Source organism: Spiroplasma endosymbiont of Poecilobothrus nobilitatus, assembly GCF_964030655.1.
Taxonomy (GTDB): Bacteria; Bacillota_I; Bacilli_A; order Mycoplasmatales; family Mycoplasmataceae; genus Spiroplasma.
Window position 1 is genome coordinate 217,709 of record NZ_OZ034915.1, and the last position, 24,173, is coordinate 241,881.

General features: G+C 25.8%; 19 protein-coding genes and 4 pseudogenes. 12 read left to right on the forward strand and 11 right to left on the reverse strand.

Going from position 1 to position 24,173, the window contains the following annotated elements; genetic code table 4:
* Positions 1–250 precede the first annotated feature (250 nt).
* From AAHM76_RS01270 to AAHM76_RS01305, 9 genes and pseudogenes are all read left to right on the forward strand, one after another.
* A complete protein-coding gene (locus tag AAHM76_RS01270; protein ID WP_342256326.1) occupies positions 251–922 on the forward strand; it encodes a hypothetical protein in 672 nt (223 codons plus the stop codon).
* A 75-nt stretch (positions 923–997) separates the two neighbouring features.
* The gene (locus tag AAHM76_RS01275) at positions 998–3,190 is read left to right on the forward strand and encodes a hypothetical protein (RefSeq protein WP_342256327.1); all 2,193 of its coding nucleotides are present in this window, start codon (positions 998–1,000) and stop codon (positions 3,188–3,190) included.
* Positions 3,191–3,525: 335 nt separating this feature from the next.
* Positions 3,526–4,422, forward strand: a complete 897-nt coding sequence (locus AAHM76_RS01280) for a hypothetical protein (protein ID WP_342256328.1) — start codon at positions 3,526–3,528, stop codon at positions 4,420–4,422.
* Positions 4,401–4,853 carry a hypothetical protein gene (locus AAHM76_RS01285; RefSeq protein WP_342256329.1) on the forward strand — a complete coding sequence of 151 codons (453 nt, stop codon included), beginning with the start codon at positions 4,401–4,403 and terminating at the stop codon, positions 4,851–4,853. Before AAHM76_RS01280 ends, AAHM76_RS01285 begins: the two co-directional genes overlap by 22 nt.
* Before the next feature lie 141 nt (positions 4,854–4,994).
* Entirely contained in the window at positions 4,995–5,735 is a 741-nt protein-coding gene (locus AAHM76_RS01290; protein WP_342256330.1) for an ABC transporter permease, read from the forward strand.
* A gap of 5 nt (positions 5,736–5,740) precedes the next feature.
* Complete coding sequence (locus AAHM76_RS01295; protein WP_342256331.1) at positions 5,741–7,582, forward strand: ABC transporter permease; 1,842 nt, start codon at positions 5,741–5,743, stop codon at positions 7,580–7,582.
* A 1,469-nt stretch (positions 7,583–9,051) separates the two neighbouring features.
* Positions 9,052–9,108 (forward strand): annotated as a pseudogene (locus AAHM76_RS08310) (hypothetical protein); the annotation flags it as partial.
* Between the two features lie 102 nt (positions 9,109–9,210).
* Positions 9,211–9,672, forward strand: coding sequence for a hypothetical protein (locus AAHM76_RS01300; RefSeq protein ID WP_342256332.1), 462 nt, complete (start codon positions 9,211–9,213; stop codon positions 9,670–9,672).
* Between the two features lie 52 nt (positions 9,673–9,724).
* Positions 9,725–10,836 (forward strand): annotated as a pseudogene (locus tag AAHM76_RS01305) (IS3 family transposase).
* 574 nt (positions 10,837–11,410) lie between these two features.
* Here AAHM76_RS01305 and AAHM76_RS01310 read toward each other — a convergent pair.
* The 11 genes and pseudogenes from AAHM76_RS01310 to AAHM76_RS01360 all read right to left on the reverse strand — a co-directional run bounded on the left by AAHM76_RS01310 (position 11,411) and on the right by AAHM76_RS01360 (position 20,819).
* Positions 11,411–12,523 (reverse strand): annotated as a pseudogene (locus AAHM76_RS01310) (IS3 family transposase).
* Between the two features lie 103 nt (positions 12,524–12,626).
* Entirely contained in the window at positions 12,627–12,797 is a 171-nt protein-coding gene (locus AAHM76_RS01315) for a hypothetical protein (protein ID WP_342256333.1), read from the reverse strand.
* 961 nt (positions 12,798–13,758) lie between these two features.
* On the reverse strand, positions 13,759–14,511 hold the full coding sequence (gene nadE, locus AAHM76_RS01320; RefSeq protein ID WP_342256334.1) for an NAD(+) synthase: 753 nt from the start codon (positions 14,509–14,511) through the stop codon (positions 13,759–13,761).
* The gene (gene obgE, locus AAHM76_RS01325) at positions 14,511–15,815 is read right to left on the reverse strand and encodes a GTPase ObgE (RefSeq protein ID WP_342256335.1); all 1,305 of its coding nucleotides are present in this window, start codon (positions 15,813–15,815) and stop codon (positions 14,511–14,513) included. Before obgE ends, nadE begins: the two co-directional genes overlap by 1 nt.
* A 486-nt stretch (positions 15,816–16,301) precedes the next feature.
* Complete coding sequence (gene miaA / locus AAHM76_RS01330) at positions 16,302–17,234, reverse strand: tRNA (adenosine(37)-N6)-dimethylallyltransferase MiaA (RefSeq protein WP_342256336.1); 933 nt, start codon at positions 17,232–17,234, stop codon at positions 16,302–16,304.
* A gap of 268 nt (positions 17,235–17,502) precedes the next feature.
* Positions 17,503–18,519 (reverse strand): hypothetical protein, encoded by a 1,017-nt coding sequence (locus AAHM76_RS01335; protein WP_342256337.1) that lies wholly within the window; start codon positions 18,517–18,519, stop codon positions 17,503–17,505.
* A gap of 91 nt (positions 18,520–18,610) precedes the next feature.
* Positions 18,611–18,757, reverse strand: a complete 147-nt coding sequence (locus tag AAHM76_RS01340; RefSeq protein ID WP_342256338.1) for a hypothetical protein — start codon at positions 18,755–18,757, stop codon at positions 18,611–18,613.
* 79 nt (positions 18,758–18,836) lie between these two features.
* A complete protein-coding gene (locus AAHM76_RS01345; protein ID WP_342256339.1) occupies positions 18,837–19,052 on the reverse strand; it encodes a hypothetical protein in 216 nt (71 codons plus the stop codon).
* 124 nt (positions 19,053–19,176) lie between these two features.
* Positions 19,177–19,758 (reverse strand): annotated as a pseudogene (locus AAHM76_RS01350) (IS30 family transposase); the annotation flags it as partial.
* A gap of 101 nt (positions 19,759–19,859) precedes the next feature.
* A complete protein-coding gene (locus AAHM76_RS01355) occupies positions 19,860–20,480 on the reverse strand; it encodes a transposase (RefSeq protein ID WP_342256341.1) in 621 nt (206 codons plus the stop codon).
* A gap of 21 nt (positions 20,481–20,501) precedes the next feature.
* The gene (locus AAHM76_RS01360) at positions 20,502–20,819 is read right to left on the reverse strand and encodes an IS1/IS1595 family N-terminal zinc-binding domain-containing protein (RefSeq protein WP_342256342.1); all 318 of its coding nucleotides are present in this window, start codon (positions 20,817–20,819) and stop codon (positions 20,502–20,504) included.
* A gap of 144 nt (positions 20,820–20,963) precedes the next feature.
* On the opposite strand from AAHM76_RS01360, the gene AAHM76_RS01365 reads away from it, so the two are divergent.
* From AAHM76_RS01365 to AAHM76_RS01375, 3 genes are all read left to right on the forward strand, one after another.
* Complete coding sequence (locus AAHM76_RS01365) at positions 20,964–22,310, forward strand: ATP-binding cassette domain-containing protein (protein WP_342256343.1); 1,347 nt, start codon at positions 20,964–20,966, stop codon at positions 22,308–22,310.
* Positions 22,311–22,501: 191 nt separating this feature from the next.
* On the forward strand, positions 22,502–23,143 hold the full coding sequence (locus AAHM76_RS01370) for an IS3 family transposase (protein WP_342256816.1): 642 nt from the start codon (positions 22,502–22,504) through the stop codon (positions 23,141–23,143).
* Between the two features lie 346 nt (positions 23,144–23,489).
* A complete protein-coding gene (locus AAHM76_RS01375; RefSeq protein WP_342256344.1) occupies positions 23,490–24,086 on the forward strand; it encodes a hypothetical protein in 597 nt (198 codons plus the stop codon).
* Positions 24,087–24,173 lie beyond the last annotated feature (87 nt).

The following is a 24,173-nucleotide window of genomic DNA, read 5'->3' on the forward strand; positions in this document are numbered from 1 at the left end:
AAGCAATGAGGAGAGAAAAATGAATTTATTACACGAATGATCAAGTTTTAATATCCTAAATTCAATTTCATTTTTCTTTAATCCGTTATTGGAACGTATTGCAATAATTTTTCTTACTAATTTTCTTTTATTCTATCTTGTTTTAAAGATTGTAAAATATTTTTTTACTATTCGCGCTAGAAAAAATGAAATAAAATCTTTAGCGACAAGATATTTCTTTAGTGCAACTTTTGCTATTAGTGAGTTTATTGTGCTTTTAATTTTACAAATTATTCTTTTACAAATTTATGCAAGCAAAAGAGATACTAGTATTTATCTTAGCATTGTTTTAGTTTTACAATTTTTTATTGCAATTATTGTCTTAATAAATAAACAATTTTTAAACTATACTTTAAAATTAGTTATGTTAGTTTTGTTCTCATTGTTGTTTTCATTTTTAATAACAAAACAATTGTGAAATTGTTTTTATTATATTAATAATAATCATATTTTAGCATTATGATTAATAAAAAATATTTCAATTATTTTTATTATTACATTTTTTTATTTATTTGATTTAAAAACAACATTTTTACATGATTTTGCTTTCCAAATTTTAACTTTCTTAATTTTAATTAGTAATTTTGAAAATGGCTCAGCAGACTTAAAAATTTTAGATCGTTCATTGTTTTTTAAAATTATTTTAAAAATAATTAAAGTTTTATGTTTATTAGATTTATTTTTCTTAATAAAAACTGCCAAGAAAACAATGAAAAATTTATGACAAATTAATGATGATAATTCAATTCAACTTGTTACACTTTTATTATTGTTAAATAATATTCGTTTTTTTAATATCAGTGAAAAAAATGGTTTAGAAAATTTACCAAATAAATTCTTAAGAAATGAAATTAATGGTTGAAGAGGGATTCTTCAAGAATAAAATAAGAATTAATTTATTTTACTAATTCAATGATTTAGTTATTTATTAATTATAAAAAGAAAAGAGATAATAATAATGCGAAAGTTACTTAATATTTTATCAGCAGCAACTTTAGTAGCAACGCCAGCTCTTGCTGCTAGTTGTAAAACTAAGACAAAATCAGTAGAAGATAAATATAAAGATTCATTAGTTGAAAATTTACCTAATGAACCATTAAAATCAAAAATTTTACAAACAACATTACTTACAAAACTAACAATTGCGAATCGACATGAAAATTTAAATACATATACACCTTCAATTTTACAAATGTTAATGCGACTACCTGGTTCATATAAAGATAAAGATGGTAATATTGTTGATATTGATTACTATCGTGGTAAATATTTAAATAAAAATGATGGGATGCCATTAACAACTTTATCATCAAATTATGATTATATGAATTTATTAGATAATGAATTATATAATACAGAAAAACAAACTAAGAAAAAAATTCCTGATTATTCTGATGAAGACCCTTTACCAACAATTCCTAATTTAGCAGAAAATAGTAATATGTTAAATTATTTATTTGATGGAGGACCAATGTCAAGTTATTCAACTGCAAAGGAAATTTTACCAACTAAATGTGATGATAAAAGAATTAATCAAAACATTATCGATGCATGTAATAAAGCAATGTTTGAGATGCCGCGCGCAACTTATTTTTATAATTTAAATATGGATTATAATCCGATGGCAACAAAAGATATTAAATTTGATACGAGTACAAATCAAAACTTCCTTATTAATAATCAAAAATTTGCGACAGGAGGACCATTTAAAACAGCCCAAAAATCAGAAGAACAAGATAAATTAGCAATAATTTTACAGTTAATTTCAATGGCGGATATGTTTACAGACCGTTCGCAATCAAAAGCATATATTAATCAATTGAACAAATTTTTAGCTTTATCAAAAGATAGTGATGTAACATTTATGGGAAGTATTTTAGGAGCTATTTATTATCAGATTTTTGCTTCTCCTAAATTACCTAATGACCCAACAAAAGAAAATGCAAATTATATTTTTGCAAAATTTGGGGTAACAAAAGCGTTGCAACTTTTAGGTAAAGATAGTAGTGAAAGACAAGCAATTCAGCAAAAAATTGATGATTTTTTCGCTAAACAATCACAAGTTTTTAGTGATTTATTAGCAGTAAAACCAATGAAACCGGAACTAGACTTAGCTAATCCAGAAGATCAATATAAAAATCGCGATGCAATGTGAAATGGTAAAACACCAAACTTAAAATTAGCTGATTTATTGTTTAAAAAAGATGATTCAACAAAATCTTTAGCTGAATTATTTACTGATTTTGGTGAATATCTTGATGATTTATATACTAAAGCAGATTTAGAACACCAAGAAGAAGCAAATAATTCAATTAGTAGTTTTTTAACACTTGCTGCTAATAAAGTTACTCCTGGATTTAAAGTATTATTACAATCAATGTCAAAAATGATGTTATCAAAATTAGAAGGTGGCTTAGGAACCTTAAGCGTTAATGATATTAATCGTTTTGTTGTTGCCTTATCAAAAGGAATTTTACAAAGTGCTAATGCGTTAACGGAAGTTAACAAGTTACCATGATCAGAAGCAAGTGACCAAGAACAAAATCAAACAAAAATTTCACAATTATTAACAGGCAGCGATGACCCATCGACACCAGCAAAAGATTCATTTATGGATTTAGAATTTACATGGTTTAATGATAGTACGCAACCAGTAAGGGCATTATTAAACAAATTATATTTTGATCCAAATTCAGAAACACGAAAAGATTTATTAGCAATTAATAATGCTTTATATGACTATTCAAATACTTTATTATTAGGAGCAAATTGAAATATTAGCAATGGTAAATTAGAAGAAAATAAATTATCGTATGACATTGAATACCAAGGAACGGGTGATGCTGATGTTGCTGCTAATTTAGATTTACATCAAAAATGATATGTTTCAAAAGCAAACATTAAGACTTATCAAGATTTAAATGCAGCTTATTTAAATGCATTAGGTAATCATGATTTAGATTGATTTATGAAATATGATGGTCTAGGAAATAATTACCAAAAAGTGCATTATAAATATAAAGTAACTTGAATGAATATTAATCCTGGTGATGATAGTCATCAATATTGAGTAATTTATAATATTCAATGATTTGCAAAAGACAGTAGCGGGCAATGAAAACGTTATTATGATGCAATTGAAAATGATTAAAAATGGAATATAAGGGCTAAACATGAAAAAAATATTGTTAATGAAGCAAGGAATTTTAGGAATAATTAAAGCAAAAGAGCAATTCATTTCATTGCTTCTTTTGATTTTTATTTGTTCAATTATTATTTCTTGTCTATTTACAACGGTCACTAGTTTACAATCAGCAAATCGAAAAATGGGTTATGGTAGTTTTTAATATAATTATTCATTTCATTATTCAGCGATGGATTTTGAAAATTCAAATATGCAAACAATTACTCCAAGTTTTGCTTTTGATACAGAATATGTTTTAGTAAAAAACAATGATAATAAATTAACATATCCAAAAATTACAATTGGGTGCAGCAGCAACAGATGTTTTTACTGCATTAAAACCATCTGATATTAATTTTAAATTAACTAATGGTAAAATTACTAATTTAACATTAAATTTAACATTACGAACAACTGCGCCAAATTATCAAAACTCATTAATAGCAAAATTACGAGCAATGGGTTATAATGCTTTAGCTGACCAATATTTTAAAATATTTTATACAACGCAAATATATAAAAACTTTTTAGGAATTATTACTGACTATATTAATACTAGTTTTTTAAAAAAGCAAAGTAATGCAACAAATGAAAAAATTAAAGTAAGCATTGCTAATTTTATTAATGGAAAAGCAAATTCCGAACAGCAAGCAATTGAACGATGAGATTATAATTTAAAAACAGTTGATAATGATTTTAATAAATTTGATATTCCTGATATTACTTTAACGTTGGGAAAACAAGATAATAAAACAGTGGTAACTAATATTTTAGAAAATACTTTATTTGAAAAAGGGCTTCGTGGTAGTTTTGGAGTTTCTACTCGTTTTTATGTAATTGATACAAGCGGAAACAAGGAAACACGAATTCAGTATTTAGCACAATCACCGTGGCAATATATTGATAAATTAAATCAAACAGGGATTAATGAAGCTCGAATGGTTATTGGTGACTTATTTAATAAAGTTACTTTTTTTGGTAATTATAGTGAACGAAGTTCTTTTCTTAATTTTGTACAAACTTATTACACAATGTTGGGAGTTGTTAGCAATTTTGATATTGCAATTCGGCAAGAAGTTACAACTTGAGATATTGCTAATAATTTAAAATATAAAGTAATTGGTTGACATGATTTATTAAAAGAAGAACAATTAAAGCTTTTTGATAAAGTTAATGAGTGGCCAGGACACCATCATTAAATGAATCAACAATTAGCAATTATTATGCTGTTGTTAGTCCTGATTATCTAAAAGTACATCATAAAAATTTGCATGATAATATACAAATTGGTGAACGAACATTTACAATTGGAGCAACTGGTGGTGATACTTTAAATATTTATCCAACTATTTATGAAACTGATTTTATTCCTGATTTTAAAACGGATGTTGTCATTTATCTATCGTCTTATGGAATGTCTTTATTAGCAGAAGATAATAATAAAGGTTTAATTAGTTTAAAGGATAATTCACGAGTATTATTAAAAAGTTTAACAAATAAACCAACCAAAAATTTAGCAATTTTTAAAAAATATTATGCAAATAATCCTAATCAATTAGATTTTTATGTTCAAATGCTAACCAAAAATTCAACGCCACAGGGCAATGATCCTTCAATTGGTGCTTTTTAACCAAAAGAAGTAACAAGTTCATTAACGCGGCGCTATGATTTATTAGCAAAAACAATTAATGTTTACATTTATATTGGTTTATTCTTCATTATTATTTTTGCCATAACATTATTTGCTGTTTCATATATTATTATTAAAGAAATGATTAAACGTGAGTCGCCACAAATTGGAATGTTAAAAGCTGCTGGCTATTATTTGCGTGAAATTACACTTTCCTATTGAAGCATTTTAATGGTTAGTATTTTAATTGCAGTACCAACCGGTTGGTTAGTTGGAATTACCGTCCAATTATTCGTCGTAAAATTATTTAATATGTTTTTTATAATCAATTGAAGTTTTACTTGAAACTGAATTATTTTTCTTTTCCTAATTGGGTTATTTGTTATTTTCTTATCATTAATTACTTTTATTACTTGTTATTTTTCAATTAATAAAACAGAAGTTTTAAGTTTAATTCATCCAATGCGTGAGTTAAAAGTTAATAATAGTTTAGCCCGTACTGTACGTAGTTTTCATTTTAAAACTTTTGTGGGTCGTTTCCGGATGGTTGTTTTATCAACATCACTAAAACAAGCATTTACTTATTTAGGAATTTTTGCCTTAGTGACATTTACTTTGACTGTCTCATTATTAGCACCAGTCTATGCAAAAAATTTTAATACAAATTATTATAAAAACATTAAATATGGTAGTGAAGTTAAATACAGTAATGTCATAAGTAATAATCCGTTTTCTTATTATAAAACTTATGCATGAAATGGAATTGATAATGTTCCTAAGACAACTGATCCAATTGAACAAGATTTATATCCCATTGGCGGGATGACACCACTATCAAATTACTATATTATTGATGGGGGGGGGCGACAATTAAACCATTAAAAGCGGTGAAACAAGAGCCAACTGTAGCTGGGATCTTAAAATATATGTTATCTTATAATTTTGTTACTTTATCAGGGACTAATTTATCATTAGGAATTTTTAATTATTTAAATAACTTAGTAAAAAATTATTCGACTGGTGATAGTGTTCGAGCTTTAGTATCAGGAATTTTATATACCGTATTACCAAAAGCATTAGGAATTGGGGCAATTCCATACCCACCATTTACTGACAAGGAAGATTATCCCGCATTATGAAGAACATGTTTTAGTAAAGCAACAAATGGAATTATCCCAGCTGCAGTTAAAGAAGATTGAAATAAAAATCCGGATAGAGCAAATCATTTTGCATTGGGAATTGGAACAATTAGTTATAATCCAACAACTGATGATGTTTTTACTAGTTTTGATGGAACGTATAATAATAAGCAATTTCATGTTTATGGAATTAATCCAAATACAAAAATGTTAAAATTATCATCCGCTGAGCGTGCTATTTTAGCAAATAATGATAGCAAAGTAATTAACGCAATTTCTAATGTCACTGCATTACATCGTTTAAATCTTAATGTTGGGGAAGAAATTGAATTAACTCCCGAAGTAACAACATTGCAATATAATACTGGTCAGCATGAATGAACAGAATTTACTAACAATAATACAGATTTAAAATATCAAAACTGAAAATATAATTTAAGTGGTAACGCTGTTGGATGAAATGTAAATAATTATCAAAGTTTGTATTCATTAGATAAAAGTTATTTTACTTATAATACAAGTTCACAAACAAAATATTATGTTACTGATGATCGGAAGAGTGAATATCATAATTTAAATAATGTTGAATTATGGATTCCAAGGAATTCGACGATTGAAGCAATTTGAAGTAAAAAAACAATTACATTGAGTAATGGTCTTCAACCGATTTTATTAAAAGAATTAACAGTTGACGGAAATAAAATTATTCGAAAAGAAATAATTGATAATAAAGAGTACTGAGTTATTAAACCATATGATTTTAGTTTTGGTGGAGCATATAGTGGCGATTTTATTGATGGAATTCCAACAACATGATACCAAGCTGCTGTTGATAATAATTTTATTAAAGCAGCACCATCTTTAACACAAAGGCCAGTTAAAGTTAAAATTGCTAAAAGCATTGCAACTTATGATACACCACGCCTGTTTATTAGTATCAATAATGCTAATCAAATTAATTCATTTCCAATAAATAACATTGATAATAATTTAAATATAATGCAATGATACAATGGAAAATATACAACCGAATTACAACCATCTGATCAAATTAATCATTATGCGTTATCATCAACAAATGGTGATTTATCATTAAATAATTTCACGACTTCTTATAATTCATCTGTTTTGACAGCTGATTATGTTGGTATTAAAGCCAAAATTATGAGTCGGGTTATTATCGTTGCCTTATCAGTTGCTTTAATTTTTATTGTCATTATCATTATGGTTTCTGTTATTACAATATATTTTGCAATTGATCTCTTTATTAAAAAGTTTATTAAAATTATTGCAACAATGAAAGTACAAGGTTATAATCGTTGAGAAATTAATAATTTAACATTAGGAATTTTTATTCCCTTTGCTGTTGTTGGCTGATTACTGGGATATTTTATCACTCGAGGTTTAGCATGGACAATTACCCAGCGGATTTTAATGTTCTTTAATTTCTATGTTCCAATTGGAACAGGACTAATTACATTACCAATTATCTTAGGAGGAATTATTATTTTATATGTTATCTCGTACTTTATTTCAATGAAAAAAATTAATCAATTAAATATTCAAGAAATTGTTATGATGGAAAGTTAACAGTATTTAATAAAACCATGGTTTAGAACCATAGTTTTATTTTAATTCATTAATAGGTTTTAAAAACAGTAATTTATAATGATAAATGATATTTAGATTTTTGGTAGTAATAAAAAAGTTGAGGTTTTACAAAAATATAAATAAAGTAATTAAATATAAATTAAAGTAATCGCTTATCATAGCGATTTTTTTATTTGCATTATTCATCAGATAATATCTTTAAAATTAAAAATTAACCTATTTTCCCTAAAAATTAGTTAATATTTATAATTTCCTTTCTGTGATTTATTATATTTTTTCGGTTTAACAACTAATAATATCATTTTTAATAAAGGTACTATCTGATGAATAATGCAATCTAAGACTTAATATTTTGATGCTTAAAGATGGATAACTCATCTATGGCACGAATCCTTAAAGAAAGTGTGAAAGCGATTGGATTTACTATCCTATTTATTTCTTTAATTCTCGACAAGATTAATCACTTGTGAAATGTCAGAGCGCGTGTTTTTTGGCTTGTTTTCATAAAAAGAGTGCTGTTAAACCGAAAAAAACAATATCGGACACTAAAAAAACAAGAGAGTTGGAGCTCCAAAAGGTTATTTTATTTATATAAAGTTGTCTAGGGGTGGATGAAGCGTAATTAATAACTGGGTAAATTTGTTTTACTTCCGTTGGGGGATAAACTCTGTTTAAATATAGAATTTTAGTATCGCCATACACCTCGATTTGGAGGTGGGTGGTGGCGAATTAAGCTAATTAAATCAAAATATAAATATTCTTACTAAATATCAAAATATTAACCAACAAAGGGATTTTCTGTTTATTTAAAAAAATAAAAAGAAAGGTGGAATGGCAACACTTTTTAGGACACTTTTTATATAGACATTTGTTTTCTAAAAGTGGATAGGCTACAATTATTAGGAACATAATTATATAGACTTCAAAATTAGATAAAATTATTAAGAAAGAAGGAATATAAAAATGGGAAATAAAACTTCATACTCTGAAGTAATCTAGGGCAAGAATATAATTTACCAAAACCAACTATTTATAGTTGAGTTAAAAATTATAATAATTCTGGTTCATTTAAAGCAAAAGACAATCGCACACTAGAAGAAAATGAAATAATAACTTTACGAAAAGAACTTAAAGACTTGAAAATGGAAAATGACATTTTAAAGCAAGCCGCACTGATAATGGCCAAAAAATAACAATAATTAATAACAACAAAACAAAATATCTTTAATTTTGTAGAAAACTCTTGATATTTATAAAATATACCTAAAATTAGGTATATTTTTAATATAATAGGTGAATAATTAATGGAAAAAATAATTGAAGAATTAATAAATAGTTTAACAGATGATTAATTTTTATAATTTCATGAAAAAGTCAAAAAAGAAGCAGAATTAATTAAAAAACAAAAACGCTTAAATGAAATTGAACAAAAATTTAGGGATAAAGGTATTAAATGTCCTAATTGTCAATCTTTTTATTGTGTTAAAAATAGTCATAATCCTGAAGGAAAACAAAAATATTTATGCAAAAAATGTCGTGCTAGTTTTGATGCTTTTCGTGATCATTTTACGTATTGAAGTCATTTAAATTATGAACAGTGAAATTTATTGATTCAAATTTCATTATTAGGGCAATCTGGTAAAATGATTTCCCACTTTATTAAAACATCACCGAAAACCGCTTGATATAATCGCCAAAAAATAATTAAATCAAAACAATTAGAAAACACCCAATTAAAATTTAAAACGTTAAATAGCCAAATTCAAATCGATGAAACATTTATTAAAGAAATCCACAAAGGTAATTTTAAAGATAAATTTGATAAAAGAAAAATTCATCTTGATTCATTTTCAACCAACACTAAATGTTGTATTCAAATGGCTGTTGATAGCAATAATAATATTTATGTTAAATCAACCAACACAAAACGATTAAAAAAACAGTGAATTATTGAAAATATTAATAAACAATTAATCAAAGAAAATTCAATTATTATTTCTGACATGCAACCATTATATTTATTAGTAGCAAAACAAACAATGGATAGGCTACAATTATTAGGACCATAATTATATAGACTTAAAAATTAGATAAAATTATTAAGAAAGAAGGAATATAAAAATGGGAAATAAAACTTCATACTCTGAAGAATTTAAAAAACAAATTGTCATGCTATATAAAAATGGTAAAAGTGTTATTAATCTAGGGCAAGAATATAATTTATCAAAACCAACTATTTATAGTTGAGTTAAAAATTATAATAATTCTGGTTCATTTAAAGCAAAAGACAATCGCACACTAGAAGAAAATGAAATAATAACTTTACGAAAAGAACTTAAAGACTTGAAAATGGAAAATGACATTTTAAAGCAAGCCGCATTGATAATGGCCAAAAAATAACAATAATTAATAACAACAAAACAAAATATTCAGTAATAAAAATATGTAAGATTTTGGGTTTATCAAAATCAACGTATTATTATCAAACTAATAAATGTATTAACAAGCAAGTTAATAATTATTAACAAGAAATTATCAGTGCCTTTAATAAAAGTCGCAAAATTTATGGGGCTCGCAAAATTAAAGTTATTTTAAACAGAAAAGATATCATCTTATCGCGGCGAAAAATCAGATTCTTTATGATCAAAAATAATTTGGTTTCTAAATACACCAAATTAAAATATCATAATCATAAAACAACAGTCAATAATGACCAAATTAATAATATTTTAAATCGTCAATTTAACAACAAAAAACCTAATGAAGTTATTGTTAGTGATTTAACATATGTTTAAGTTGGCACTAAATGACATTATATTTGTTTATTAATTGACTTGTTTAATCGTGAAATAATTGGTTATAGTGCTGGGCCGAATAAAACAGCCGAACTGGTCCAACAAGCTTTTCATAAAATAACACGACCATTAAATCAAATAACTCTATTTCATAATGATCGTAGTAATGAGTTTAAAAATAAAATCATTGATGAAATTTTAATAACTTTTAATATTAAAAGATCATTAAGCAATAAAGGCTGCCCTTATGATAATGCTGTGGCTGAAACAACTTACAAAACTTTTAAAACTTAATTTATTAAGGGTAAAAAATTTAAAAATTTAACACAATTAAAATACGAACTTTTTGATTTTGTGCATTGATATAACAATATTCGAATTCATGGCAGTTTAAATTATTTATCTCCAGTTACTTTTAGAAAACAAATGTCTATATAAAAAGTGTCCTAAAAAGTGTTGCCATTCCACAAATTCTATTTTATTAGCAACTAAAACTAGTACAAATCCTGATGCTAGTTATCGGAAGTTAAATAAAATTAGTAAATTACAATCAAATCTTAAAGAATCCTTAATTAATTATCATGGCTTAGGTTTCACAAACATTCAAAATTATTTAAATCTCTGAAAATGAAAATACCAGCATAAAGGTTTAACGCCAAACCAACAATCATCGGTATTATATTTTAACGTATAAAAAAGTTAAATAACAATATTAAAAATTTATATAATTTTCTTTTAAAGTTATCATATTGATGATTTTTTTTATTTCATCAAGAGTTTTCTACAAAATTAAAAAAATATTCAGTAAGAAAAATATGTAAGATTTTGGGTTTATCAAAATCAACGTATTATTATCAAACTAATAAATGTATTAACAAGCAAGTTAATAATTATTAACAAGAAATTATCAGTGCCTTTAATAAAAGTCGCAAAATTTATGGGGCTCGCAAAATTAAAGTTATTTTAAACAGAAAAGATATCATTGGAATGGCAACACTTTTTAGGACACTTTTTATATAGACATTTGTTTTCTAAAAGTAACTGGAGATAAATAATTTAAACTGCCATGAATTCGAATATTGTTATATCAATGCACAAAATCAAAAAGTTTGTATTTTAATTGTGTTAAATTTTTAAATTTTTTACCATTAATAAATTCAGTTTTAAAAGTTTTGTAAGTTGTTTCAGCCACAGCATTATCATAAGGGCAGCCTTTATTGCTTAATGATCTTTTAATATTAAAAGTTATTAAAATTTCATCAATGATTTTATTTTTAAACTCATTACTACGATCAGTATGAAATAGAGTTATTTGATTTAATGGTCGTGTTATTTTATGAAAAGCTTGTTGGGCCAGTTCGGCTGTTTTATTCGGCCCAGCACTATAACCAATTATTTCACGATTAAACAAGTCAATTAATAAACAAATATAATGTCATTTAGTGCCAACTTAAACATATGTTAAATCACTAACAATAACTTCATTATGTTTTTTTGTTGTTAAATTGACGATTTAAAATATTATTAATTTGGTCATTATTGACTGTTGTTTTATGATTATGATATTTTAATTTGGTGTATTTAGAAACCAAATTATTTTTGATCATAAAGAATCTGATTTTTCGCCGCGATAAGATGATATCTTTTCTGTTTAAAATAACTTTAATTTTGCGAGCCCCATAAATTTTGCGACTTTTATTAAAGGCACTGATAATTTCTTGTTAATAATTATTAACTTGCTTGTTAATACATTTATTAGTTTGATAATAATACGTTGATTTTGATAAACCCAAAATCTTACATATTTTTCTTACTGAATATTTTGTTTTGTTGTTATTAATTATTGTTATTTTTTGGCCATTATCAGTGCGGCTTGCTTTAAAATGTCATTTTCCATTTTCAAGTCTTTAAGTTCTTTTCGTAAAGTTATTATTTCATTTTCTTCTAGTGTGCGATTGTCTTTTGCTTTAAATGAACCAGAATTATTATAATTTTTAACTCAACTATAAATAGTTGGTTTTGGTAAATTATATTCTTGACCTAGATTGATAACACTTTTACCATTTTTATATAGCATGACAATTTGTTTTTTAAATTCTTCAGAGTATGAAGTTTTATTTCCCATTTTTATATTCCTTCTTTCTTAATAATTTTATCTAATTTTGAAGTCTATATAATTATGGTCCTAATAATTGTAGCCTATCCACTTTATCATGTTGAATATCTTGTTATTGATCTTTTAGCATCAATTGACCACAATATTTGCACGGTGCTTCTTGAAAAAGAACATATTTACTATAATCTTTGTGTTCAAAATATTTTTGAACTTTATTCATTGCATATGATTTTCAAATTGAATTTCTTTCATATCTTTCTCATTTATGATTTGTATGTTTCATAAAAACCTCCATAATTCTTTTTTTATAAAAAATGTTTATAATTTTTTATTACTTAATAGGTTTCTTAAAAGAAATACGGAAACATGCTTCTTTAAATATAAAATTTTATAAATACATAATAATATTCTAATTGCATTTTTGCAATTTAACATAATTAAAGTAACAATTAAGGTAAAAAAAACATTAATTGTTAAAATTACATTATTTAAATTATATTTTTACTTTTAAATTGATTTAAATCAATATTAATTAATATAATCGATTTAAATTGATATAAACGATAATTACATCAGATATATATTAATATTATTATTTTTATTATATAACAAAAATAAGCAAACAATCCACTTTAAACAAAAATTTATTAACTTTATCACAAAGGCGGTGCCCGCACTTTTTGAAAACATTTAGTTTCCTTTATTTTATTAAAAATCCTAATTAAAATTAATTGTTTTAGTTTACTTAATTTTGCTATCAAAATAATAATTAATAGTCATATTTTAAAGGCATAGACTGTTTTTGACTCCTAAAATATGATATGTAAATAATAAATTAAGTAATAAAAACAAAATAATAATAAATAATAAAAAAATAATTTTTTATAAAACCTAAATGTATGCCCATTCATAAATAAAATATTCCTTCCAATAAATTACTTTTGTAATAAAAAATAATCTAATATCCTATGTTTTAAAAATACCTTAACATTGTTTAGCAGTAATATTTAAATTAAAAAAAAATAAATTATCTACATTAGTTAATTCCAATTTCTCATTTAAATATAAGTTTACTTAAAATAAGCATTACATTCGTTCAAACACATAATGTAATAATTGAAATATATAACTTTGGAAATTATAAAACTTGAATTCAAAAAAATGTTATTTCTTTGAAATTACTAAAAGATAAACGCATTAATTCTAATTAAAAAAAGTTTTACAATACTAATTGCAAAACGATTTTAATTTTTGCTAACAGAAATTAACGAACTAAAAATATTTGGTGGTCTTTTAGGTAATCGTCGTTTATGTTCAGAACTTTGATGTAATTGTTTAATTCGTTGCGCAATAGCTGCTGGAACCGATTTTCCTTGTAAATAATAATCTAATTGTTGATAGGTAAATCCTAATTCTTTTTCATCAGTTTGATTAGTTCATAATCCCGCTGTTGGTGGGCGTGAAATAATTTGTGATGGCACACCTATTAGGTGTGCTGCTTGCTGAACTTCAGATTTTAGTAAATGAATAATAGGAACTAAATCAGCAGCACCATCACCATATTTAGTAAAATATCCAGCATGTCATTCATCAGCATTATCTGTGCCCAAAACCATATAATTATGGCTTTGTGCTAAAGCATATAGGGTTGTCATTCGTAACCGTGGTTTAATATTAGCGAATGCTAATTGATGTGGTGGTAAAGCTAATGTTGCGATTAAATTATCATATGTTGCTGTTAAATCAACAAGATGATAATTTAATTGATGATTATTAATTAATAATTGTGCACATTCTTGATCAAAATAATCAGAATGACAAGGCATGATAACTGCTAAATGATGGTTAGGAAAAGCTTGTTTTGCTAATAAACTAACAACAGCCGAATCAATTCCGCCAGATAAACCAACAATAACCCCTTCGCATTTGGATTTTGTTACTTCTGCTTTAATTCATTTTACTAAATAACTTAAATATTGTTTTAATTCTTTCATCATTATCCATCCCATTCTAATTCATAATCAAAAATGCGAACAATATCTCCTGCTTTTGCTCTTTTTGCTCGTAATATTTCAAAAACTTTTAAATCTTGTAATTTTTTATTAAATAATAATAAATTATCATAAGTTGTAATTGGTGTTTTATGATAAGCTTGATAAACTGCTGCCCCCGCTACTTTTCAAACACCATTGCCAAGATTAACAACTTCCACCTCTTGTTCAATTGGCGTGGTATAATTATATACTTTATAATTTTCTTCCGTTGATGTTACTTCGTCTAATTGCCATAATGCTTTATTATCCTTAATTTTTGTCAGAGCTGCCCCAATTTTATTTATTAACAATGATAAATTTTGATTTCTTAAACCACTAACTTCAATAATTTCTGCAGTTGGAATTTGCGTTTTAAATTTAATTAAATTTTTTGCTGCAATCTCAAGATCCATTTTATTTGCTACAATAATTTCTGGTCGTAATTCTAATTTATAATTATATTTTTTTAATTCTGTTTTAACGTTTAAATAATTTTGGTAAACATCTTCTGTTCCATAATTCCCTGACATATCTAAGACATGGACAATCAATTTACAACGTTCAATATGTCGTAAGAAATCATGTCCTAGCCCCTTACCTGCTGCTGCACCAGCAATTAACCCTGGTAAATCTGTAACAACAAAACTATGATGTTTTTGATCTTGAATCACTCCTAATTGCGGGGTTAATGTAGTAAATGGATAATCAGATATTTTCGGTTTAGCTTTTGAAATTTTTGCTAATAAAGTTGATTTACCAGCATTCGGTAAACCAACTAGACCAACATCAGCTAAAACTTTTAATTCACAACGAATCTCTAATGTCTCACCTAAATCACCAGCTTCAAAGATAGTCGGTGCTTTATTTTTAGAATTTGCAAAGCGAGCATTGCCACGGCCACCCTGACCACTTTTCGCTAAGACAATTTCTTGCCGATGAGTAGTAATATCACTAATAATTTCATTTGTTTGATTATTATAAATTAATGTACCTAACGGAACTTTAATATACTTATTAGCAGCATTTTTACCATGCATATTTTTAATACTTCCATTTTCGCCATCAGCTGCTTTAATTTCTCTCTGATATTTTAAATCAAGTAATGTATCCATCCCTTCATCGCCAACAAAAATAATGCTTCCACCGTTACCACCATCACCGCCTGAAGGACCACCTTTTGGGACATATAATTCACGATGAAAAGCAACGGCACCATCACCGCCTTTTCCTGCAAATAATTTAATTGTTGCAACATCAATAAATTTCATTACGTACCCTTTTCTCGTTATGTTATCATCATTATTTTGTGCACTTAAATTAAAAATAATCACCATTGTCATTACATTGCAAACAATTTTTATCTGCTAACAATGTTATCTTTGTTTTTCCTAACTTAATACCTCTAATCGTTTTAAAACTACTTTGTCAATTAAAAGTGAATATTTTTAATTTTTCGCTTCAATAACTTATTATTAAAAATTATAAAATCAATAAAATTAGAAGATACTTTTAGTATATTAAAATATTTTTTGCACTAATTCTCCTTATATTAAAAAATTTATTAATTAAGTTATATAAATTTATCTTGATAAGTAAAGAAACTTACTTCAAATTTTTTTCTTTAATTCTTAAATAGTTTTTATATTTGGACATATTATATTATAACAAAATTTAAATATTTTAGGAGTTATTTAATCTTTAAAAAAGAAAAAAACAATTTTAATTGTTTTTTAGGCAATGTTATTAAAAGTAAATTATGATTTTAAATAGTTACTATTTTTAAATTCAACCATAATTTGTTGACAAAGATCATAAAACTGTGAATAAGAAAATGAATATCAATGAACATTTGTTAATTGATATTTAAATCATGTTATTTGTTTTTTAGCATAAACTTTATTAGCTTGAACCATTGCTGCTAATGTTGCATCATATGAAAGCTCACCTTTTAAATAACGAATAATCTCTGGACAGCCAATAATTTTCATGCTTTGTTTTGTTGAATCATAATTGCAATATTTATATGCTGCTTCAACTTCAACAAATAAACCCCACTCTGTTAATCATAATACCCGCTCAGATAAATATTGATGCAGTTCTGTTTTAACTGGTAATAACCCAATAATATATGGTTCAATATATCATTCATTTCGGTGATGATCATTAACTGATTTTAATGTTCCGGTTTGGAAATAATATTCTAATGCCCGCCAAACTCGTTTTCGATTATTAGGATGAACCTTAGTACTCTCTTGTGGATCAATTGCTGCTAATTTTTCTCACAAAGCATAATTAGAAATATGTTCATATTCTTTTGTCTTTAATAAATCACGACCCTGGTCAGAAAATTGATAATTTTTTAATAGCGCATTAATATACAACCCACTACCGCCAACTACAATTGGAATCTTATTTTTAGTTCATAATTGGGCTAATATTTTTCGCCCTTGTTGTTGATACATCTTAATGGAATAATTATCATTTAAATCAATTGTTGATAATAAATGGTGTGGAATACCAACTTGTTCAGATGGTGTTATTTTATTTGTTGCAAGATTTAACCCATTAAAAATTTGGGTAGCATCAGCATTAATACATTCCCCATTAAAACGCTGAGCAATCTTAATTGATAAATAAGTTTTACCACTTCCTGTTGAGCCAACAATCAAAATAACTTTTTTCTGCACTATCAAAACCTCACTAATCTCTTTATAAATTTTATCGGATAATTAATTTTTTTCAAATTAAAAAACTAACATTTAACTGTTAGCCTTTGATTTATTGTAAAAATAACTCTGAACCGCTTTAAGTGCTTGGGTGTAGAGTTACTGATTTATATAGCGGTTAATAACCCCAAACACACCTTAACGTTATAATAAACGTAGAAAACTGTCCTTGCGGACAATTATATTTTATCATATTTTATTTCTTTTTAGAAAAAATGGTAAACCTAGTTTATTCAATTCCTAATAAATTAGAAATTACAAAACTTCCGATTAAATAACTGGAAACTGTTCCATAGATATTTGCAACAACTAATTTAACTCCAATTTTTTGTTCAATTGGTAAACTTGGTAAGTTTTCAAAAACATTATCGTTACTATTAACAACAGGATGTCCATCAACAAAATATTTGGTTCATTTTTCAGGATCTCAGACCGTAAAAGTTAAAGTAATTCCTGCAATATCAGGGCTAATAATATTTAGAATGGTTTCTTTATCCTTTTGGTTGCTATATTCTTTTCAAATATTTCTTAATTGAACATTATAATGTGTTTGCACTTTTTGCAAGTAAGTGTTAAGTAAAACATAATAAAAAATTCCTTGATCAAATTTTGTGTTTTCATTATAATTCGCGCTAGTGGAATTTAAAGTCCATGAATGAGCATCTTTAAATCAATCTTTTACATTTTCACTACGAAGTTGGTCAACATATAATCAACGTTTTTTGTCATATAAATCTGATTTTTCTGAAATTAGATTATCATAATAATATACTAAAGTTTCTAAATCAGTTACTATTTTATTTTTACTTGTTTGATCTAAATATCAATTATATTTCTCAACAACCGTTGGTCACGGCTGACTTTTTAAATCTCGCGATGACAGTAAAATTTTTTTCATATATTCTAAACTATCTTTTGCTAAATTTTCTTCGCTATGAATTTTTTTTAATTGCGGCATATTTAGTTGCATTTGTTTTAAAATATCTTTGTTTTCAATATTAATATTCATAATATTTTCTTTTGGGAAAAAAGTTGGTTTTACTCATGTATCAAGATTATAATCAAATAATGTGGTAACCTTACTATTTTCATCCAAAACAAGCCTATTAATAGTTTTCTTAGTATTTTCTGAAATTTGATTATCTGAAATATAAGGTAAATCAGGGATTGGATTACATCCAATTGTGTATTTTACCGGAGCAGCTAAGATGCTAATTTCAGCAAAGACACTGAACAATTTTTTCATTCCTATTTATCTCCTTTACCAAGAATTTCACATTTGGTATTGTGTAATTGCAAATAATAATATATCATTTTTATTAAAAAACAAGATTAAATTATCTTTTTTCTCAAATTGGGTGAACTTCGCGAACTTTCATCATTGTTGTTTTAATAATTTTATCACTTTTAATATTAATTGGTTTTTGAAACTCTTTTTTATTGTCTGTTTTGGTAACGCATTGGACTGCTTGCTTTTCAATCATTTAATGTTCTTCCTCGCCGAGCTTTTGCATTTTTTCAATGCATTGCTAAGCAATTATTAACTTCTAATTTGCAACCTTTTTATAGTGACATTAATGGTTCAATCACTCATCCAAATTTTGTTTCTTGATTTAATTCTCCCATTTTAATAAAAGCTCCTGCAATATCACGACGATAAAGTAAATTATTACAACCACCACCACGAGCAGTATTATCTCAAATTGCACGAATTTCTGGTTCTGATAATTTTGAAAGTGTAAATTGTACTATGAAGTGTAGCAGTTTATTTGATATCATTATAACACCAATAAAATAAATATTCAATATAATTTATTTTTAAAAAATTTAGTAGTTTTGTCTTAAATTTATGAATTTTGGCACACTGAAAAATAAAATGATTAAAATTTATGATAACTATCACTTAAAATTTAAACATTTGTATAAAAACTTCTTTTGAAGATAGTAAATGTAAAGATTTTTTAAGTTTAGAGTTTATTATATTAGCAACTTCTTGATAGTAATTTCTTGAATAAATACTTAAATCAGTACCTTTTAAAAATCAATGTCTAAAATCGCGGATTGCTCTTTCAAATTTGGGTTTTTGTGTTGGAGTTCCAGCATCACAAAAATACACTTTAGCATTTGTTATTTTTTCAATTTTTTCTCAATCAGCAAATTCTTTTCCTTGATCTGTTATTATTCCTTTGCATCTATCTTTGAAAAATCTGTTAGAAAAAATTCGTTTTACTGCGTTTGTAACTTCTATTGTTGTTTTTTCTTTTAATGGTTCAATGATTTTAAATTGGGTTAATTCTTCTATTAAAACTAAACAAACACTATTATTTTTACCAACCATAGTATCCATTTGAAATCAACCAAATTCATATTTATCATGTTTTGCTTGGTCAATAGTTCTAAAATTTCTTATTTTTCCGCGATTATCAATTCTGTTTTTCGTTTTATATTTTCTGCCATGAAAATACAAATTATACTTATTGAAATTTTTTAATTTTGTAGAAAAATCTTGATGAAATAAAAAAAATCATCAATATGATAACTTTAAAAGAAAATTATATAAACTTTTAATATTGTTATTTAACTTTTTTATACGTTAAAATATAATACCGATGATTGTTGGTTTGGCGTTAAACCTTTATGCTGGTATTTTCATTTTCAGAGATTTAAATAATTTTGAATGTTCGTGAAACCTAAGCCATGATAATGAATTAAGGATTCTTTAATATTTGATTGTAATTTACTAATTTTATTTAACTTCCGATAACTAGCATCAGGATTTGTACTAGTTTTAGTTGCTAATAAAATAGAATTTGTTTGTTTTGCTACTAATAAATATAATGGTTGCATGTCAGAAATAATAATTGAATTTTCTTTGATTAATTGTTTATTAATATTTTCAATAATTCACTGTTTTTGTAATCGTTTTGTGTTGGTTGATTTAACATAAATATTATTATTGCTATCAACAGCCATTTGAACACAACATTTAGTGTTGGTTGAAAATGAATCAAGATGAATTTTTCTTTTATCAAATTTATCTTTAAAATTACCTTTGTGGATTTCTTTAATAAATGTTTCATCGATTTTAATTTGGCCATTCAACGTTTTAAATTTTAATTGGGTGTTTTCTAATTGTTTTGATTTCATTATTTTTTGGCGATTATATCAAGCGGTTTTCGGTGATGTTTTAATAAAGTGGGAAATCATTTTACTAGATTGCCCTAATAATTAAATTTGAATCAATAAATTTCACTGTTCATAATTTAAATGACTTCAATACGTAAAATGATCACGAAAAGCATCAAAACTAGCACGACATTTTTTGCATAAATATTTTTGTTTTCCTTCAGGATTATGACCATTTTTAACACAATAAAAAGATTGACAATTAGGACATTTAATACCTTTATCCCTAAATTTTTGATCAATTTCATTTAAGCATTTTTGTTTTTTAATTAATTCTGCTTCTTTTTTGACTTTTTCATGAAATTCTAAAAATTGATCATCTGTTAAACTATTTATTAATTCTTCAATTATTTTTTCCATTAATTATTCACCTCTTATATTAAAAATATACCTAATTTTAGGTATATTTTATAAATATCAAGAGTTTTCTACAAAATTAAAGAAATATTCTGAGCGTATTTATTAATTAAAACTGAATAAATATAGCTAGGAAAGGGGCAACCTATGAAACAAGTAGTTATAAAGGAACACAAAGTAATTGATTCAACAAAACCACTAGTAGAAGTAGTTGATGTTACAAAAAAATATAAAAATAAGGTTGCTTTGAATAACGTTAATTTAGTGATTAATTCAGGTGATCGCATTGGGGTAATTGGAGCCAACGGAAGCGGCAAATCAACATTAAATGAAATTATTGGTGGAATTCGACAACCAACAAGTGGTAAAGTACATCGACAAGAAAATTTAACAATTGGTTTACAGTTCCAAGAATCAAAATATCCAATTGGGATTTCAGTAATGAATATGATTAAATACTATTTAAATACCTTTAATATTTCAAAGAAAGATGGGCATTTACGTGAATTGTTACGAACATATCAATTAATTGGAATGGAAAATAAATTTGTTGAAGGTCTTTCTAGAGGCCAACAACAACGATTAAATATTTTATTGTCAGTAATCCATGATCCAGACTTAGTTATTTTAGATGAAATTTCAACTGGATTAGATATTGAAGTTCGATCAGAAATTTTTCACTTTTTACAAGAAAACATTGTTGATAAAAGAAAAGCGATGTTTTTAGTAACACATATGATGAGTGAAGTTGAAGAGTTTTGTGAAAAATATATTTATGTTCAGAATGGTCAAATTAAAGAAGCTGGTCAAGTCAAAGACATTGTCGCAAAATATGGCTCAGTGCATAATTTTACGTGACAAATGTTTGAGAAAAATAAAAAAGCTGATTTAGAACAACAATATCAAGATGTAGTTAAAAAAACAAAAAAAAATCCACGGGTTAATAAAGTTGATAAATGGATTTGCGATGGCCGTTTACGCGGTAAAAATAAACCATTAATTGATTTAATGTTAAAATACTATTACAAAGGTTTTTTTGTGCAATTCTTTTTAATTGTTTATCCAATTTTATTATTATTTTTAAATAGATTTTCTTTTAAACAATTAAATAATAATCCAGGGCAAAACATTCATACCTTAGTTGGCTCAATCGCAATGGTTCAAGCAATGTCAGTTGGAATTTTTATTATTCCGCAGACAATTTTAGAATTTAAGAATAGTGTCTTAATGAAACAAATTGGGGCTGCAAATATTAAACCAGTCTTTTTTGTTTTTTCAGTAATGATTGTTGGAATGATTTTTATTGTGTTATCATTCTTATGAACAACTATTTATAGTTGAGTTAAAAATTATAATAATTCTGGTTCATTTAAATCAAAAGACAATCGCACACTAGAAGAAAATGAAATAATAACTTTACGAAAAGAACTTAAAGACTTGAAAATGGAAAATGACATTTTAAAGCAAGCCGCACTGATAATGGCCAAAAAATAACAATAATTAATAACAACAAAACAAAATATTCAGCAAGAAAAATATGTAAGATTTTGGGTTTATCAAAATCAACGTATTATTATCAAACTAATAAATGTATTAACAAGCAAGTTAATAATTATGAACAATAAATTATCAGTGCCTTTAATAAAAGTCGCAAAATTTATGGGGCTCGCAAAATTAAAGTTATTTTAAACAGAAAAGATATCATCTTATCGCGGCGAAAAATCAGATTCTTTATGATCAAAAATAATTTGGTTTCTAAATACACCAAATTAAAATATCATAATCATAAAACAACAGTCAATAATGACCAAATTAATAATATTTTAAATCGTCAATTTAACAACAAAAAACCTAATGAAGTTATTGTTAGTGATTTAACATATGTTCAAGTTGGCGCTAAATGACATTATATTTGTTTATTAATTGACTTGTTTAATCGTGAAATAATTGGTTATAGTGCTGGGCCGAATAAAACGGCCGAACTGGTCCAACAAGCTTTTCATAAAATAACACGACCATTAAATCAAATAACTCTATTTCATACTGATCGTGGTAATGAGTTTAAAAATAAAATCATTGATGAAATTTTAATAACTTTTAATATTAAAAGATCATTAAGCAATAAAGGCTGCCCTTATGATAATGCTGTGGCTGAAACAACTTACAAAACTTTTAAAACTGAATTTATTAAGGGTAAAAAATTTAAAAATTTAACACAATTAAAATACGAACTTTTTGATTTTGTGCATTGATATAACAATATTCGGATTCATGGCAGTTTAAATTATTTATCTCCAGTTACTTTTAGAAAACAAATGTCTATATAAAAAGTGTCCTAAAAAGTGTTGCCATTCCAGTTGATTTAACGGAAAAATCAATACACTTATGCAGGATATCATCCTCGTAAAATTCGTGAAATTTATCGGCGTCAATTAGAACAACTTCATCAACGTTTATTAAAAGAAAAATTAATTCAAAAAAATATGCGTAAAGAACGGCGTTATCAAAAAAACTTAATAATAAAAAAGTAAAACCTAAACCATTACCACAAATTTTAATTGAAAAATATCGTGCTGAAGGAAAAAAGGTTGTTGATGGCTTTTTAATTGAAAACTCTAATAATGAAAAGAGTGAAACAATAAGTACTAACAATAAAGTGGTGAAGAATTAACAATGAGAAATAAAAAAATTTCAACAGCCGAATTAATTAGTAAATATTTTGATGAAGTTGTGACATCAAGTGGCATTGGTCCTCATAAAAGACCTGATGTGGCTTTACAATGAGCGAGAGAGAAAGAATTATGAACGCAAGAGGCAGATGTTATTGTTCAAAAACAATTATTACAAGCATTAGCAAATAATAATAAAATTCAAATACACCAAGTACAACGTCAACAAGAGTTAGCACTTCGTGATTTACAACAAATTAGATTAAATAAATTAAAAAAACGAGAAGAATATTTAGCTACATTATCAAAATCAGTTAAATTACCAAAGATAAATAAAAAAATATTAAATAGTGAAGTTGCTGGATTAGAATTACAAGCAAAGCCAGTGTTTAAAAATAGGAATGACATTAATAATGTTTCAACAGCAGAAGATAATTATGGCTCTATTTTTATGCGAGAAATTGGTCGTGCATTGTTAGACGAATATAATATGTATCATCAACCACAAGAACAAGAATCTTCGCTGCTTTCAACTGAAAAATCAATAAAAAGTAAAAGGCAGCGTTATCTTCATAAAAAAGGCCCAAAATCACGCTGATAATCTTTAAATTAAAAAAAATGTACATCATTATAAATAATTTATTAAAAAAAGCAAGGTTTTTAGTAAAAAAACTTTAAAAAAGTGCAA